This is a genomic window from Streptomyces sp. Root431 (assembly GCF_001426585.1).
Taxonomy (GTDB): Bacteria; Actinomycetota; Actinomycetes; order Streptomycetales; family Streptomycetaceae; genus Streptomyces; species Streptomyces stackebrandtii.
The window spans coordinates 843471-858615 of the sequence record NZ_LMEI01000009.1 but is presented as its reverse complement, the minus strand read 5'-3'; the positions used below and the strand labels follow the sequence as shown (position 1 = coordinate 858615).

General features: G+C 72.5%; 14 protein-coding genes. 8 read left to right on the top strand and 6 right to left on the bottom strand.

Features of this window, described 5'->3' with window-relative positions:
• Positions 1-20: 20 nt before the first annotated feature.
• The 3 genes from ASC82_RS17310 to ASC82_RS17300 all read right to left on the bottom strand — a co-directional run bounded on the left by ASC82_RS17310 (position 21) and on the right by ASC82_RS17300 (position 1987).
• Positions 21-680, bottom strand: a complete 660-nt coding sequence (locus ASC82_RS17310) for an NUDIX domain-containing protein (RefSeq protein WP_056648397.1) — start codon at positions 678-680, stop codon at positions 21-23.
• Positions 677-1045 (bottom strand): hypothetical protein, encoded by a 369-nt coding sequence (locus ASC82_RS17305; protein ID WP_056648675.1) that lies wholly within the window; start codon positions 1043-1045, stop codon positions 677-679. The genes ASC82_RS17310 and ASC82_RS17305 overlap by 4 nt, the downstream gene beginning before the upstream one ends.
• A gap of 156 nt (positions 1046-1201) precedes the next feature.
• Positions 1202-1987, bottom strand: coding sequence for a DeoR/GlpR family DNA-binding transcription regulator (locus ASC82_RS17300; RefSeq protein WP_056648394.1), 786 nt, complete (start codon positions 1985-1987; stop codon positions 1202-1204).
• A gap of 114 nt (positions 1988-2101) precedes the next feature.
• On the opposite strand from ASC82_RS17300, the gene miaB reads away from it, so the two are divergent.
• Positions 2102-3631 carry a tRNA (N6-isopentenyl adenosine(37)-C2)-methylthiotransferase MiaB gene (gene miaB / locus ASC82_RS17295; protein ID WP_056648391.1) on the top strand — a complete coding sequence of 510 codons (1530 nt, stop codon included), beginning with the start codon at positions 2102-2104 and terminating at the stop codon, positions 3629-3631.
• A gap of 150 nt (positions 3632-3781) precedes the next feature.
• Positions 3782-4489: a class III extradiol dioxygenase subunit B-like domain-containing protein gene (locus ASC82_RS17290; RefSeq protein WP_056648672.1), complete on the top strand. Its 708-nt coding sequence runs from the start codon at positions 3782-3784 to the stop codon at positions 4487-4489.
• A 148-nt stretch (positions 4490-4637) separates the two neighbouring features.
• On the opposite strand, the gene ASC82_RS17285 is transcribed toward ASC82_RS17290, so the two are convergent.
• Positions 4638-4895: an antitoxin gene (locus tag ASC82_RS17285; RefSeq protein ID WP_056648388.1), complete on the bottom strand. Its 258-nt coding sequence runs from the start codon at positions 4893-4895 to the stop codon at positions 4638-4640.
• 69 nt (positions 4896-4964) lie between these two features.
• The gene (locus ASC82_RS29555) at positions 4965-5321 is read right to left on the bottom strand and encodes a hypothetical protein (RefSeq protein ID WP_242427679.1); all 357 of its coding nucleotides are present in this window, start codon (positions 5319-5321) and stop codon (positions 4965-4967) included.
• Positions 5322-5499: 178 nt separating this feature from the next.
• On the opposite strand from ASC82_RS29555, the gene miaA reads away from it, so the two are divergent.
• The 6 genes from miaA to hflX all read left to right on the top strand — a co-directional run bounded on the left by miaA (position 5500) and on the right by hflX (position 13748).
• Positions 5500-6438 carry a tRNA (adenosine(37)-N6)-dimethylallyltransferase MiaA gene (gene miaA, locus ASC82_RS17275; protein ID WP_024754921.1) on the top strand — a complete coding sequence of 313 codons (939 nt, stop codon included), beginning with the start codon at positions 5500-5502 and terminating at the stop codon, positions 6436-6438.
• Positions 6439-6546: 108 nt separating this feature from the next.
• The gene (locus ASC82_RS17270) at positions 6547-7023 is read left to right on the top strand and encodes a hypothetical protein (RefSeq protein WP_056648384.1); all 477 of its coding nucleotides are present in this window, start codon (positions 6547-6549) and stop codon (positions 7021-7023) included.
• Between the two features lie 91 nt (positions 7024-7114).
• A complete protein-coding gene (gene dapF, locus ASC82_RS17265; RefSeq protein WP_056648381.1) occupies positions 7115-8017 on the top strand; it encodes a diaminopimelate epimerase in 903 nt (300 codons plus the stop codon).
• A 191-nt stretch (positions 8018-8208) separates the two neighbouring features.
• Positions 8209-10425, top strand: coding sequence for an HD domain-containing protein (locus tag ASC82_RS17260; RefSeq protein ID WP_056648378.1), 2217 nt, complete (start codon positions 8209-8211; stop codon positions 10423-10425).
• A 198-nt stretch (positions 10426-10623) separates the two neighbouring features.
• Positions 10624-12114, top strand: coding sequence for a M1 family metallopeptidase (locus ASC82_RS17255; RefSeq protein WP_056648375.1), 1491 nt, complete (start codon positions 10624-10626; stop codon positions 12112-12114).
• A gap of 140 nt (positions 12115-12254) precedes the next feature.
• Positions 12255-13748, top strand: a complete 1494-nt coding sequence (gene hflX / locus ASC82_RS17250) for a GTPase HflX (protein ID WP_024754926.1) — start codon at positions 12255-12257, stop codon at positions 13746-13748.
• A gap of 102 nt (positions 13749-13850) precedes the next feature.
• Here the strand turns inward: hflX and ASC82_RS17245 are convergent, their stop codons facing one another.
• A complete protein-coding gene (locus ASC82_RS17245; protein WP_056648372.1) occupies positions 13851-15020 on the bottom strand; it encodes a hypothetical protein in 1170 nt (389 codons plus the stop codon).
• Positions 15021-15145 lie beyond the last annotated feature (125 nt).

The following is a 15145-nucleotide window of genomic DNA, read 5'->3' as shown; positions in this document are numbered from 1 at the left end:
TGCGGAAAACCGCAGGGTCGTCACTCCGGCCGGAACGGTCCGTCGAGCGCCGCCCACTGGAGCAGCATGATCGTCTTGGCGTCGGCGATCCGGCCGTCGCGGACCATGGCAAGCGCCTCGGCGAAGGGGAGCTCCACGGTCGTGATGTCCTCGCCCTCGGCGGCGATTCCGCCGCCACCGCCGGAGAAGTCCGCCGTCTCGTACGGGGCGGCGAAGAAGTGCAGCCGCTCGGTGACCGAGCCGGGGCTCATGTAGACGTCGAAGACGTGCTCCGCGGCCCCGATGGTGTGCCCGGTCTCCTCGGCGGCCTCCCGGCGGATCGCCTCCTCCGGCCTGTCGCCGTCCAGGAGCCCGGCGGCGGTTTCGATGAGCATGCCGTCGGGGTGCCCGTTGACGTAGGCGGGGAGCCGGAACTGACGGGTCAGCAGGACCGTACGGCGTGCGGTGTTGTGGAGCAGGACGGTCGCGCCGTCCCCGCGGTCGTGGGTCTCGCGCTGCTCCCGGCTCCAGTGCCCGTCGCTGTGCCGGTAGTCGAAGGTGGTCTTGCGCAGGACGTACCAGTCGCAGGACAGCACCTCCACGTCGAGGATCCGCACGCGCGGGTTGCCGGTCAGGTCGCGGCCCTGCCGGTCGAGACCGGTGCGGCCCCGGCGGTCCGGGGTGTCGATGCCGGCGGTCATCGGGCGGCGGCTGGGACGACGGCCGGGACGGCGGCGAGGGAACCGTAGACGTCCTTGCCCTGCTCACGGGCCTGGGCGACCATCATGTCCGCTCCCTCCGACGGGCCGCCGATCCGCAGGACCGCGTCGCAGCGGGAGAGCAGCCGCTCGGCGACCGGGTGGAAGATCTCCTGGAAGAGCGCGTCGCCGGGGCGGGCGCTGCCGGCGGTCTCCAGGAGCGGGAGGGCGAGGGCCTCGCCGGTGACGGGCAGGTGCCCGGCGCGGAAGAGGACGAGCGCGGCCTCGTTCATGGCCCGGACGTTGGCTTCGAGCTTGCAGGGGTCGTCGCCGGTGCCCGAGCGGTAGGGGCCGGCGACGAGGATCATCAGCGGGCGGGGAACGGTGGTCACGAACGGCACTCCTCGGTACGTGTACGGGCACGGGTACGTGGCGGTGTACGGGTACGTGGATGCGTACGGGTACGGGTACGGGTACGGGTACGTGGACGTGGGCGGATACGCATACAGATGTGGTGCGCGGTTTCAGGCCAGCCGGACGTCGACGCCCGCGTCCCGCAGCGCCTCCAGGGTCTGGGGGCCACCGGGGTGCGTGGCGGCGTCCTCGGCGGCCCGGTCGGTGACGAAGTGGTGCGCGGCGTCGAGCGGGGCGACCCGGCTGAAGGCCCGTACCCCGAGCTTGGTGGCGTCCGCCACCGAGACCGTGCGCGCGGCCCGGGCGAGCCCGGCCTGCTTCACGGCCGCGTCGTCCAGGGAGAACTCCGACCAGCCGTGCTCGGCGTGCACCCCGCCGATGGACATCACGAAACAGTCGAAGGCCAGCGACTCCAGCGTGCGCAGGGCGAGCGGGCCGACGAGCGAGCGCTCGCCGGGCCGGGAACGGCCGCCGACGACCAGGAGGTCGATCCCGGGCCTGTCGGCCAGGACCACCGCCGCCTGGATGCTGAGCACGGCGACCGTCAGCGGGCCGCGGGCGGCGAGGTGCTCGGCGACGTGCACGGTCGTGGTCCCCGCGTCCAAGAGGACGCGCGAACCCGGCTCCACCAGCGCCGCCGCGGCCGCGCCCAGCCGGTCCTTGGTCGCGGCCTGCCACGGCTCCCGCGCCGAGAAGCCGGCCTGCTCGTCCCGTACGCGCGTGGCGACGGCACCGCCGTGCACCCGGCGCACGAGTCCCTGACGCTCCAGCGCGTCGAGATCCCTGCGCACGGTCATTTCCGATACGCCCAGTCGATGGGAGAGCTCCGACACGGAAACCCGGTCGGAGCCCTGCACCAATCGCAGGGTCAGGTCCAGACGATTGGCGACACCCATGACTCATTTCTACCACGAGGATGTGAGAACGAACATCGTCATGTGTGAACGGTTCGAAGGGTGGCTTGATGAGAACCAGCGGGGGCACTCCCGGGAGCGCCTACCCTGGTCACCATGACCAGCAGCAGCGACCGGAGTCCCGCAGTGAGTGTTGAAGGATCCAAGACCTACGAGGTCCGCACCTACGGGTGCCAGATGAACGTGCACGACTCCGAGCGGCTCTCCGGTCTGCTGGAAGAGGCGGGTTACGTCAAGGCCCCCAGCGGCTCCGACGGCGACGCCGACGTCGTGGTCTTCAACACCTGCGCGGTCCGCGAGAACGCCGACAACAAGCTGTACGGCAACCTCGGCCGGCTCGCCCCGATGAAGACCACGCGCCCCGGCATGCAGATCGCCGTCGGCGGCTGTCTCGCGCAGAAGGACCGCGACACCATCGTCAAGAGGGCCCCCTGGGTCGACGTGGTCTTCGGTACGCACAACATCGGCAAGCTGCCGGTGCTCCTGGAGCGCGCCCGCATCCAGGAGGAGGCGCAGATCGAGATCGCCGAGTCCCTCGAGGCCTTCCCCTCGACGCTGCCGACGCGCCGAGAGTCCGCCTACGCCGCCTGGGTGTCGATCTCCGTCGGCTGCAACAACACCTGCACCTTCTGCATCGTCCCGGCGCTGCGCGGCAAGGAGGAGGACCGCCGTCCCGGCGACATCCTCGCCGAGATCGAGGCCCTGGTCGCCGAGGGCGTCTCCGAGATCACCCTGCTCGGCCAGAACGTCAACGCGTACGGATCGGACCTGGGGGACCGCGAGGCCTTCTCGAAGCTGCTGCGGGCCTGCGGGCAGATCGAGGGCCTGGAGCGGGTCCGCTTCACCTCCCCGCACCCCCGCGACTTCACCGACGACGTGATCGCGGCCATGGCCGAGACCCCGAACGTCATGCCGCAGCTGCACATGCCGCTCCAGTCCGGTTCGGACTCGATCCTCCGCGCGATGCGCCGCTCGTACCGGCAGGAGCGTTTCCTCGGGATCATCGAGAAGGTCCGCGCGGCCATCCCGCACGCCGCCATCTCCACCGACATCATCGTGGGCTTCCCCGGCGAGACCGAGGAGGACTTCGAGCAGACGATGCACACCGTCCGCGAGGCCCGCTTCGCGAACGCCTTCACCTTCCAGTACTCCAAGCGCCCCGGCACCCCGGCCGCCGACATGGACGGCCAGATCCCCAAGGACGTCGTGCAGGAGCGCTACATGCGCCTCGTCGCGCTCCAGGAGGAGATCTCCTGGGAGGAGAACAAGAAGCAGGTCGGCCGCACCCTGGAGGTCATGGTTGCCGAGGGCGAGGGCCGCAAGGACGGCGCCACGCTCCGCCTCTCCGGCCGCGCCCCCGACAACCGCCTCGTCCACTTCACCAAGCCGGAGCAGGACGTCCGGCCCGGCGACGTCGTGATCGTCGAGATCACCTACGCCGCCCCGCACCACCTGCTCGCCGAGGGCCCGACGACGTCGGTACGCCGTACCCGCGCGGGCGACGCCTGGGAGAAGCGCACCACGGCGGCCGCGGCGAAGCCGGCGGGCGTCCTGCTCGGCCTCCCGAAGATCGGCGTCCCGGAGCCCCTCCCGGTCGCCGACGCACCGGCCTGCGGGAGCCACTGACACCCCGGGGGCGGTGACGCGGGCGTAGCCGCGCGAAGCGCGGTGACGGGGGCGCGGCTACGGCTGCGCAGTGCCGTGACGCGGGCGCGGGCACGGTCGCGCAGTGCGGTGACGAAGGCGCGGCTACGGTCGCGCAGTAGGGTGCGGATCATGCTTGTCGCCGCAGCCGTCTGCCCCTGCCCGCCGCTCCTCCTGCCCGAGGTCGCGACCGGCGCCGCCCCCGAGCTGGACGCCGCGCGCACCGCCTGCGCCGACGCCGTCGGACTGCTCGCCGCCTCGCGCCCCGACCGGCTGTACGTCGTCGGGCCCGTCGCCGAGGGCGCCGCCGGCGTCTTCCCGGCCGGTTCGACGGGCTCCTTCGCCGGCTTCGGGGTCGACCTCTCCGTACGGCTCGGCGACGGGCCCGCCGCCGCCCGCCCGCTGCCCGCGAGCCTCGCCGTCGGCGCCTGGCTGCTCGGCCGCGCCGACTGGGCCGACGCGCCCGTCGAGGGCCGGGGCGTGGACGAGCGGGAGGCGGCCGGGGCCTGCGCCGCGACCGGCCGTGAACTCGCCGCCTCCGCCGAGCGGGTCGCCCTGCTCGTGATGGGCGACGGCAGCGCCTGCCGGACCGTGAAGGCGCCCGGCTACCTGGACGAGCGGGCGGCCGGCTTCGACGCGGAGGCCGCCCGCGCGCTGGGCACGGCCGACGTGGCCGCGCTGCTCGCGCTGGACGAGGAGCTCGCGTACGAGCTGAAGGCGGCCGGCCGCGCGCCCTGGCAGGTCCTGGCGGGCGCCGCCGAGGGCGCGGGGCTCGAAGGCCGGCTCCTCCACGAGGACGCCCCGTACGGCGTGGAGTACGTCGTCGCCGCCTGGTCCTGACGCAGCGGCAGCACGGACGGCGGAAGAGCCGCAGGAGAGCAGCAGTGCCGTGGAAGAGCGGCAGAAGAACGGCGGACGGCCGCGGAGCGCGATGCTCCGCGGCCGTCCGCCGTGCGGAGGGACTGTGATGTGCGGGTGACGCCGGCCGTCAGGCGGTCGGCGGCGGGGTCGTGCCGCCGCTCCCGGGCGTGTCGTCGTCCTTGTGGCCGATCCGGTCCAGCGCGTCCTTGGCCTTGCCCGTACCGGACTGGATCTTGTCGCTGTACTTGCCCTTGGTCTTCTCGTCGACCAGCTTCGCCGCCTTGTCGAGGCCGTGGTCGATCTTCTCCCCGTGCTGCTGCGCGAGGTCGGCCACCTTGTCCTTGGCCGGGGTGAGCTTGGCCTTCAGCGAATCCAGGAGACCCATGGGGCACCTTCCCTCCGCGGACCCCCTCGGGGTCCGTACTCCGTGTCCTGCCCCCAGGACCCCGGGGGCCTACTTGCGGGCGCCTTCGCCTGCCTCGTTGTCCGCGGCGGCCTCGGCCGACTGCTGCTTCGGGATCTCCACGACCTCGGAGGCGACCGCTCCGGCCGCCTCCTCGTCCGTGCCGAGCCCTTCCGCGGCGTCCGCATCGTCCGCGGCGTCGTCGGCGTCGGCCTTGGCCGTGGCCTCGACGACGTCAGCGGCACCGGTATCGGTATCGGTACCGGCCCCGACCTCGACCCGGACCTCGGCTCCGGCCTCGGACTCCACCGTGATCTCGGTCTCGGTGCGGCTCTCCGCCCCGGCCTCCGTCACGTCGTCAACCGGCGTCCCGGCGACCCCGGTCTCCTCCGACGAGGCCTCGACCACATCCTTCTTCTTACGGCGAAACACTGCAAAAACGCCCATATTCACTCCATAGCGTACTCGGATGGGAGGGGCTCGGCGGCGATCGACGGCCGGAACCTCGCAACAGGCAACGAAGCCGGATGGGGGTCGTCACGTAGCTCATTCGGGGACGGGTCGGGAGGTTTGCGAGACTGGTGCGGTGAGAAGCGCAGCTCCCGCCCCGCGGGTCATCGCCGTCGTCGGTCCCACTGCGGCCGGAAAGTCCGATCTGGGCGTATTTCTGGCCCAACAGCTCGGCGGCGAGGTCGTCAACGCCGACTCGATGCAGCTCTACCGGGGGATGGACATCGGGACCGCCAAACTGACGATGGAGGAACGGGACGGCGTCCCGCACCACCTCCTCGACATCTGGGACGTGACGGAGGCCGCCAGCGTCGCCGAGTACCAGCGCCTGGCCCGCGCCGAGATCGACCGGCTGCTCGCCGCGGGCCGCACCCCGGTCCTCGTCGGCGGCTCAGGCCTGTACGTACGGGGGGCCGTCGACGCCCTGGAGTTCCCCGGCACCGACCCCGCCGTCCGGGCCCGGCTGGAGGCCGAACTGGAAGAGCGCGGCTCCGGCGTCCTGCACGCCCGGCTCGCCGAGGCCGACCCCGAGGCGGCCCGCGCGATCCTGCCCAGCAACGGACGCCGCATCGTCCGCGCGCTCGAGGTCATCGAGATCACGGGCAAGCCCTTCACCGCCAACCTGCCCGGCCCCGACTCCGTCTACGACACCGTCCAGATCGGCGTCGACGTCGCCCGCCCCGAGCTGGACGAGCGGATCGCCGCGCGCGTGGACCGCATGTGGGAGGCCGGCCTCGTCGACGAGGTGCGCACCCTGGAGGCCCAGGGCCTGCGCGAGGGCCGCACCGCCGCCCGCGCCCTCGGCTACCAGCAGGTGCTCGCCGCGCTCGCGGGGGAGTGCACCGAGGACGAGGCGCGCGCGGAGACCGTGCGCGCCACCAAGCGCTTCGCCCGCCGCCAGGACTCCTGGTTCCGCCGCGACCCGCGCGTCCACTGGCTCAGCGGAGCCGCCGATCACCGCGGGGAACTCCCGCGGGAGGCGCTGTCGTTGGTCGAACGAGCGGTTACAGCCTGATCACGTGATGGCATCGGGACGCCCTGCTCGTCATGGAGGCGGTCGCGAGCGTGCCATCATCGAGCATCGATCGACCAAGTGGAGTCCGAGTGGGGAGGGCGCGTGGCGATGGAGGCCGGCCCTCGCGACAGAGAACAGCAGGAAGCGGTCCTGGGCGACTCGACGGGCGAAGCCCAGGTCGGGGCCCCGGGCCTGACACCGGACGGTCCTGACGACGCGGAAGGCACCGCCGTCGAGGTGGACGCCGACGAGGTCGAGGTCGAGCTCAGGCCGCAGCGACGCCTGCGGATCTGGCAGATCGCCCCGATCGTCGCCCTCGCCGCCGTCGGCTCCCTGATGTTCGCCTTCCCGCTCGCCTTCGGCTCAGGCGACGGCGGCGCCGTCCTCGCCATGCTCGGACTGCTGATCAGCTCCTGCGCGGCGGGCTGGGGCATGATGGCCGCCCGCAAGGTCGGCTACACCTGGCCCGGTCTTCCGCAGCGCGGCTCGGGCGAGCGCCCCGACTGGCGCGTCCTCGGCCTGTACGTGGCCACGATCGGCGTCCTGGTCGCCCTGGCCGTCTGGCGCGTCGCCCGCCTCCGCTGAGCCGCTGAGGGGTGGGCCTCCGAGGCCCGGGCCCGGCCCGCCCTGTGGACGGCCGCGCCGCCTGTCGGACCCGCCCCGTACAGTTGATCTCGTGACCAGCACGCAGACCTCGCCGCTCCCCTTCCTCAAGGGCCACGGCACCGAGAACGACTTCGTGATCGTCCCCGACGCGGACAACGCCGTCGAGCTGAGCCCGGCCGTCGTGGCCCGGCTCTGCGACCGGCGCGCCGGCATCGGCGGGGACGGGCTGCTGCACGTCGTGCGCAGCGCCGCCCACCCCGAGGTGCGGCACCTGGCCGACGAGGCCGAGTGGTTCATGGACTACCGGAACGCCGACGGCTCGGTCGCCGAGATGTGTGGCAACGGAGTGCGGGTGTTCGCCCGCTACCTGGAGCACGCCGGGCACGTCACCGCCGGCGAGGTCGCCGTCGCCACCCGCGGCGGGGTCAAGCGCGTCCACCTCGACAAGGACGGCTCCGTCACCGTCTCCATGGGCCGCGCGGTCCTGTCCGACGCCGGGGTCACCGTCACCGTCGACGGCCGTAGCTGGCCCGCGCGGAACGTGAACATGGGCAATCCGCACGCGGTCGCGTTCGTCGAGGACCTCGGACACGCGGGCAACCTCTTCACCGAGCCGCCCTACGAGCCCGCCGCGGTCTACCCGGACGGGGTGAACATCGAGTTCGTCGCCGACCGGGGCCCCCGGCACGTCGCCATGCGCGTCCACGAGCGCGGCGCCGCCGAGACCCGCTCCTGCGGCACGGGCGCGTGCGCCGTCGCCGTCGCCACCGCCCGCCGGGACGGTGCCGACCCCGCCACGAGCGGCGCCCCCGTCACGTACACCGTCGACGTCCTCGGCGGGACCCTCGTCATCACCGAGCACCCCGACGGCGAGATCGAGATGACCGGCCCCGCCGTCATCGTCGCCGAGGGCACGGTCGACCCGGCGTGGCTGTCGGACCCCACCGGGTCCGTTGCCGCCGAGTCCGTTTAGGTCGGGTCCGTTCCCGTAAGAACGCAGGGAATCGAAACAGTCAACGACTGATTTGTCGCTCGAATGGGTGATCCGATTCACGCTGAGCGAGAGCGTGACTGCGCCACGTGGTGGGGTCGGTAGCATCAAGCACCGGCCCCCAGGGCACGCCTGGCCCGCCCACCGCCGGTCGACGTTGCCGGAGGTGCCCCATGAGCGCAGAGGCCACCAACCCTGTGAGCGCGGCCGACGCCGCCGTCACCGACACGACCGCCCGCAGACGCGGACGCGCCCGGATCGACCTGCGCCGCCTCGGCCGCGCCGCCCTGCTCGGCGCCACCGCGGGACCGGCTCCCCGTGACCGCCTGCCCGACGCCATCAGCCACGTCGCCGAGGCGCACCGGGCCCACCACCCCGACGCCGACCTCGCGGTCCTCCGCCGGGCCTACGTCCTCGCCGAGTCCTCGCACCGCGGCCAGTTCCGCAAGAGCGGCGAGCCGTACATCACCCACCCGCTCGCGGTCACGCTCATCCTCGCCGAACTCGGCGCGGAGACCACGACCCTCACCGCCTCGCTCCTCCACGACACCGTCGAGGACACCGAGGTGACGCTCGACCAGGTGCGGAGGGAGTTCGGCGACGAAGTCGCCTACCTCGTCGACGGCGTCACCAAGGTGGAGAAGATCGACTACGGCGCCGCCGCCGAGCCCGAGACCTTCCGCAAGATGCTCGTCGCCACCGGCGACGACGTCCGGGTCATGTCGATCAAACTCGCCGACCGGCTCCACAACATGCGCACCCTCGGCGTGATGCGGCCCGAGAAACAGGCCAGGATCGCGAAGGTCACCCGGGACTTCCTCATCCCGCTCGCCGAACGGCTCGGCGTCCAGGCCCTCAAGACCGAGCTCGAGGACCTCGTCTTCGCGATCCTCCACCCCGAGGAGTACGAGAACACCCGCAGGCTCATCGCCGACAACTCCCACGCGGTGGACGCGCTGGACGCTGTGGCCGAGCAGGTCGGCGCCGTCCTCCGCGAAGCCGGCATCGGCGCCGAGGTCCTCGTCCGGCCACGGCACTTCGTCTCCGTGCACCGCGTCCGCCTCAAGCGCGGCGACCTGCGCGGCTGCGACTTCGGACGGCTTCTCGTCCTCGTCGCCGAGGACGCCGACTGCTACGGGGTCCTGGGCGAGCTCCACACCTGCTTCACCCCGGTGATCTCCGAGTTCAAGGACTTCATCGCGGTCCCCAAGTTCAACCTCTACCAGTCCCTGCACACCGCGATCGCCGCCCCCGACGGGGCCGTGGCCGAGATCCTCATCCGGACCCATCGGATGCACACGGTCGCCGAGGCCGGAGTCGTCGCCCTCGGCAATCCGTACGCGGGCCAGGAACCGTACGCCGGCCCGACGCCCCCCACCGGGCAGCGCGCCCTCGCCCCCGACCCGCAGCCCGAGGACGGCGAGCGCGTCGACCCCACCCGCCCCGGCTGGCTCTCCCGGCTCCTCGACTGGCAGCAGTCCGCCCCCGACCCCGACACCTTCTGGAGCTCGCTCCGCGCCCACCTCGCCGAGGACGACGAGATCACCGTCTTCCGCGCCGACGGCGGCACCCCGGGCACGATCAGCCTGCCCGCCGGAGCCAGCTGCGTGGACGCCGCCTACGCGCAGCACGGCGAGGCCGCCCACGGCTGCCTCGGAGCGCGGGTCAACGGCCGCCTCGCCCCCCTGAGCACCGTCCTCGGCGACGGGGACACCGTCCAGCTGCTGCTCTCCCAGGACACGCCCTCCGCGTCCGGGTCCGTCTCAGGGCCCTCTCCCGAGTGGCTCGACCACGCCCGTACCGCCGCCGCCCGGATCGCGATCACCGGCTGGCTCCAGGCCCACCCCGAGGCCGCCGCGGCCCCCGCGGACGCGGGCCCCCGGCCCCAGGTCAACGTCACCGCCGACCGGCGCTCCGGCGCCGAGCTCCACGCCGACCTGGAGGGCGAGCCGCCCGCCGCCGTACGCCCCGCCGGCTGTTGCACGCCCGTACCGCCCGACGAGATCACCGGATTCCGCGTCCGCGGCGGCTCGGTCACCGTGCACCGGGCCGGCTGCGCGGCCGTCGAGACCATGCGCGCGGTGGGCCGCGAGCCCGTCGCCGTCCGCTGGGGCGACACCGCCCAGTGCCGGGTCACCCTCGTCGCCGAGTCCTTCGGCCGGCCGCGTCTCCTCGCCGACCTCACCGAGGCCATCGCCACCGCCGGGGCCGCCGTCGTCTCCGCGACCGTCGAGCCGCCCAGCGAACAGCGGGTCCGCCACACGTACACCCTCCACCTCCCCGACGCGGCCGGGCTCCCCGCCCTGATGCGGGCCATGCGGGACGTACCGGGGGTGTACGACGTGAACCGAGCCCGCCGCCGGAGGACGACCGAGCCGCGCGAGACGTGACGTGCCCCAGAACCGGAACGAACGACCGGAACGAACGACCGGACCGCATGACGCGACCGCATGATTCGACTGCATGACGCGACCGCCTGACCCGACCCCGTGACGTGACCTCCTTCGGGTGGTGGGCGAGCGCGCCGCCCGGAGGAGCGGGGAAACCCCTGGTAGCCGTAGGGCCAGTCCTCCGGAAAGGCCTGGCCCATGCCGCTCGTCCGAAACCCCCTGCGCCGCGCCCGGTGGCTGCGCGCAGCCGTCCTCGTCGCCGCCTCGACCGGGCTCATCGCCGCCGCGCTGCCCGCCCCGGCACCCCTCGGCATCGGCGACCCGCTCTTCCCGCACCTCGGCAACCCCGGCTACGACGTCCTCGCGTACGACCTCGACCTCACCTATCCGGGCGTCAACACGAAGCCGCTCGCCGCCGTGACCCGGATCGACGCCCTCGCCACCGAGGACCTGGAACGGCTCAACCTCGACTTCACCCACGGGACCGTCTCCGCCGTCACCGTCGACGACCTGCCGGCCTCCTTCGCGAGCAGCGGCGAGGACCTGGTCGTCACCCCCGCCGTGCCGATCGACGCCGGCGAGCCGATCGAGATCACCATCACGCACACCAGCGACCCCACCGGCCCCGCCGACACCGGCGGCTGGGTCCGGACCGGCGACGGCCTCGCCATGGCCAACCAGGCGGACGCCGCCCACCGCGTCTTCCCGTCCAACGACCACCCCGCCGACAAGGCGTACTTCACCTTCCGGATCACCGCCCCCAGCGCGCTCACCGCCGTCGCCAACGGTCTGCCCGCAGGCCGCGTCGAGCACGGCGCCACCACCACCTGGACGTACCGCTCCCACCACCCCATGGCCACCGAGCTCGCCCAGATCTCCATCGGCAGCTCCACCGTCGTGCACCGGACCGGCCCCCGCGGCCTGCCCGTACGGGACGTCGTGCGGACCGCCGACCGGAAGCTGATGGAGCCCTGGCTGCGCAAGACCCCCGGCCACCTGGAGTGGATGGAGCGGCAGGTCGGCCCGTACCCCTTCGAGACGTACGGCGTGCTCGTCGCCGACGCCGACACGGGCTTCGAGCTGGAGACGCAGACCCTCTCCCTCTTCGAGCGCGGCATCTTCACGGAGCCCGGCTACCCCGAGTGGTACATCGAATCGATCATGGTGCACGAGCTGGCCCACCAGTGGTTCGGCGACAGCGTCTCGCCCCGCACCTGGTCCGACCTCTGGCTCAACGAAGGACACGCGAGCTGGTACGAGGCGCTGTACGCGGAGGAGAAGGCCGGAAAGTCCATGGAGCGGCGCATGAAGGCGGCCTACGCGGCCTCCGACGAGTGGCGCGCCGACGGCGGCCCGCCCGCCGCGCCCGAGCCGCCCTCGCCCGGTCACAAGATCAGCCTCTTCCGGCCCGTCGTCTACGACGGCAGCGCCCTCGTCCTCTACGCGCTCCGCCAGGAGATCGGCACCGAGGCCTTCCGGCGCCTGGAGCGCCGCTGGGTCGCCGACCACCGGGACTCCACCGCCACCACCGCCGACTTCACCGCCCTGGCCTCCGCGATCGCCGGCCGGGACCTCACCGCCTTCTTCCGTGACTGGCTGTACGCGGCGAAGACCCCGCCCATGCCCGGGCACCCCGACTGGCGCTCGCTCCCGGTCGAAGCCGCGAGGAACACGCCGAAACCCGGGTGACGGGCCCGCCAGGGCCGTGCCACCATCGTCAGGTCGGCGACGCGGCCGGAACCGGGAATCTTCCGGTGCCGTCACGCGTTGCGACGAATACAGATTCATCTTCGTCGCTGTCAGGCGACGTCATTCGACGTTAGGACCCAATGACCTCCTCTTCTTCCCCTTCCCAGGACGAGCAGAGCTTCGCGGAGACGAGCCGTACCGAGAGCCTTCGGGCCGATGCCCTGATGGAAGAGGACGTCGCCTGGAGCCACGAGATCGACGGAGAGCGGGACGGCGAGCAGTTCGACCGCTCCGAGCGCGCGGCCCTGCGCCGCGTCGCGGGCCTCTCCACCGAGCTCGAGGACGTCACCGAGGTCGAGTACCGCCAGCTGCGCCTGGAGCGCGTCGTGCTGGTCGGCGTCTGGACCTCGGGGACCGTGCAGGACGCGGAGAACTCCCTGGCGGAGCTCGCGGCCCTCGCCGAGACGGCGGGCGCCCTCGTGCTCGACGGCGTGATCCAGCGCCGTGACAAGCCGGACCCGGCGACCTTCATCGGCTCCGGCAAGGCACGCGAGCTGCGCGACATCGTGGTCGAGACCGGCGCCGATACCGTCGTCTGCGACGGCGAGCTCAGCCCCGGCCAGCTCATCGCCCTCGAAGACGTCGTCAAGGTGAAGGTGGTCGACCGGACCGCCCTCATCCTCGACATCTTCGCCCAGCACGCCAAGTCCCGAGAGGGCAAGGCGCAGGTCGCGCTCGCGCAGATGCAGTACATGCTGCCGCGACTGCGAGGCTGGGGCCAGTCGCTGTCCCGTCAGATGGGCGGCGGCGGCGGTGGCGGCATGGCCACCCGCGGTCCCGGTGAGACCAAGATCGAGACCGACCGGCGCCGCATCCGCGAGAAGATGGCGAAGATGCGCCGGGAGATCGCGGAGATGAAGACCGGCCGCGACATCAAGCGCCAGGAGCGCCGTCGCAACAAGGTGCCGTCGGTCGCCATCGCCGGATACACCAACGCCGGCAAGTCCTCCCTGCTCAACCGCCTCACCGGCGCGGGCGTCCTCGTGGAGAACGCCCTGTTCGCCACCCTCGACCCGACCGTGCGCCGGGCCGAGACGCCCACCGGCCGGGTCTACACCCTGGCCGACACCGTCGGCTTCGTCCGGCACCTGCCGCACCACCTGGTCGAGGCGTTCCGCTCCACCATGGAGGAGGTCGGCGACTCCGACCTCATCCTGCACGTGGTGGACGGCTCCCACCCCGCCCCGGAGGAGCAGCTGGCCGCCGTGCGCGAGGTCTTCCGGGACGTCGGCGCGGTGAACGTCAAGGAGATCGTCGTCGTCAACAAGGCGGACGCGGCGGACCCGTTGGTCCTCCAGCGCCTGCTGCGGATGGAGAAGCACTCCATCGCCGTCTCGGCCCGCTCGGGCCAGGGCATCGAGCAGCTGCTCGCGCTCATCGACGCCGAACTGCCGCGCCCCGAGGTCGAGCTGGAGGCCCTCGTGCCGTACACGCAGGGCGGTCTCGTCTCGCGGGTGCACGCCGAAGGCGAGGTGCAGTCCGAGGAGCACACCCCGGAGGGCACCCTGCTCAAGGCGCGGGTGCACGAGGAGCTGGCGGCGATGCTCGCGCCGTACGTTCCCGCCGCGCACTGACGCACTGATCCACGGCACGCACTGAGGGCGCTGTCCTCCTCCTGTTCGGGGGAGGAGGACAGCGCCCTCGGTCATGGACGTCCTGCGGTGCGATCGCTCGGGTCAGCGGGCGAACTTCTTGCTGACCATCTCGTGGGCAGCCTTGGCGCCCTTGCCCAGCTGCGGTCCGGCGAGCCAGCCGTTGCTGCCGGCCGGGCCGATCGAGGTGTTCGACACGAGCGCCGTCTTCCCGTTCGGCAGCACACGGAACCAGCCGCCGCCCGAGGAACCGGCGGTCATCGTGCAGCCGATCCGGTACATCGTCGGCGTGGCCGGAGCCGTGGTGAGCCGCGTCGCGCGGTCGAGGCACTTGTGCATGATCAGACCGTTGTACGGCGGAGCCTGCGGGTAGCCCCAGGCGCCCATCGTCCCGGCCTGCGCGGCCGACGGAGCGGAGAAGTCGACCGGCAGTGCGGCGCCGACGGTCTCCTCCAGCGACTTGCCGCCCCGCTCGGGCTGCACGTGCAGCACGGCGTAGTCGTACGGCCAGGCCTGGTTCGTGCCGCCCCGCTGGATCCAATCGCCCGAGGTCACGGCCCAGTCGGCCCAGTACTGGCCGTAGGGCGCGATCTCGTGCGGCTGCGCGTTGTCCAGGGCCGCGGCCGACTTGCCGAGGTCGTTGTAGGCCGGCACGAAGGTGATGTTGCGGTACCAGCCGCCGCTCTTGCCCGCGTGGACGCAGTGCCCGGCCGTCCAGACCATGTTGGACTTCCCGGGCCGGCGCGGGTCCTTCACGATGGTGCCGGAGCAGACCATGTGACCCTCGGGCGCGTCGAAGAAGATCTTCCCGACCGGGGCCGCGTTGCGGTGGTACGGCGTCTTCTCGCGCTGCGCCTTGACGGGCCGGGGCGTCGGATCCGTGCCGCCCGTGCCGGCCTGCGCGGTGATCGTCTGCTCCGGGCTCTTCGCCGACTGCATGCGCGTCGGGTCCCAGAGGCCGTCGATCACCGGGTTCATGAAGTCCTCGGCCTCACGGAGCCAGGTCGCCTCGTCCCAGTTCTTCCACTCGCCGTCCTTCCACTTGTCCAGGTCGACGCCGTGCTTCTTCAGCTTGTCGGCCAGGTCCTTGGCGAGGTCGCCGCCACCGGCGTCGTCGGTGGCGGGCGCGGAGCTGCTCGCCCCCGCGGCCGGCTTGTCGGCGGCCGGGGTCTCGGTGGGTCCACAGGCCGTGGCCGTCAGCGCGAGCGCCGTGACCAGGCCGAGGACGGCGGGTATGAGTCGTACAGAACGCATGAGGTGTCTTCCCCCTGTGGTGTGTTCCGCGTCCGGGACGGGACATGGGCCGTCTGTCGGTCATGCGCCGTCTGGCAGCCGTGTGCCGTCTATCGGCAATGGGCCGTCGGCCGGACATGGGAGGA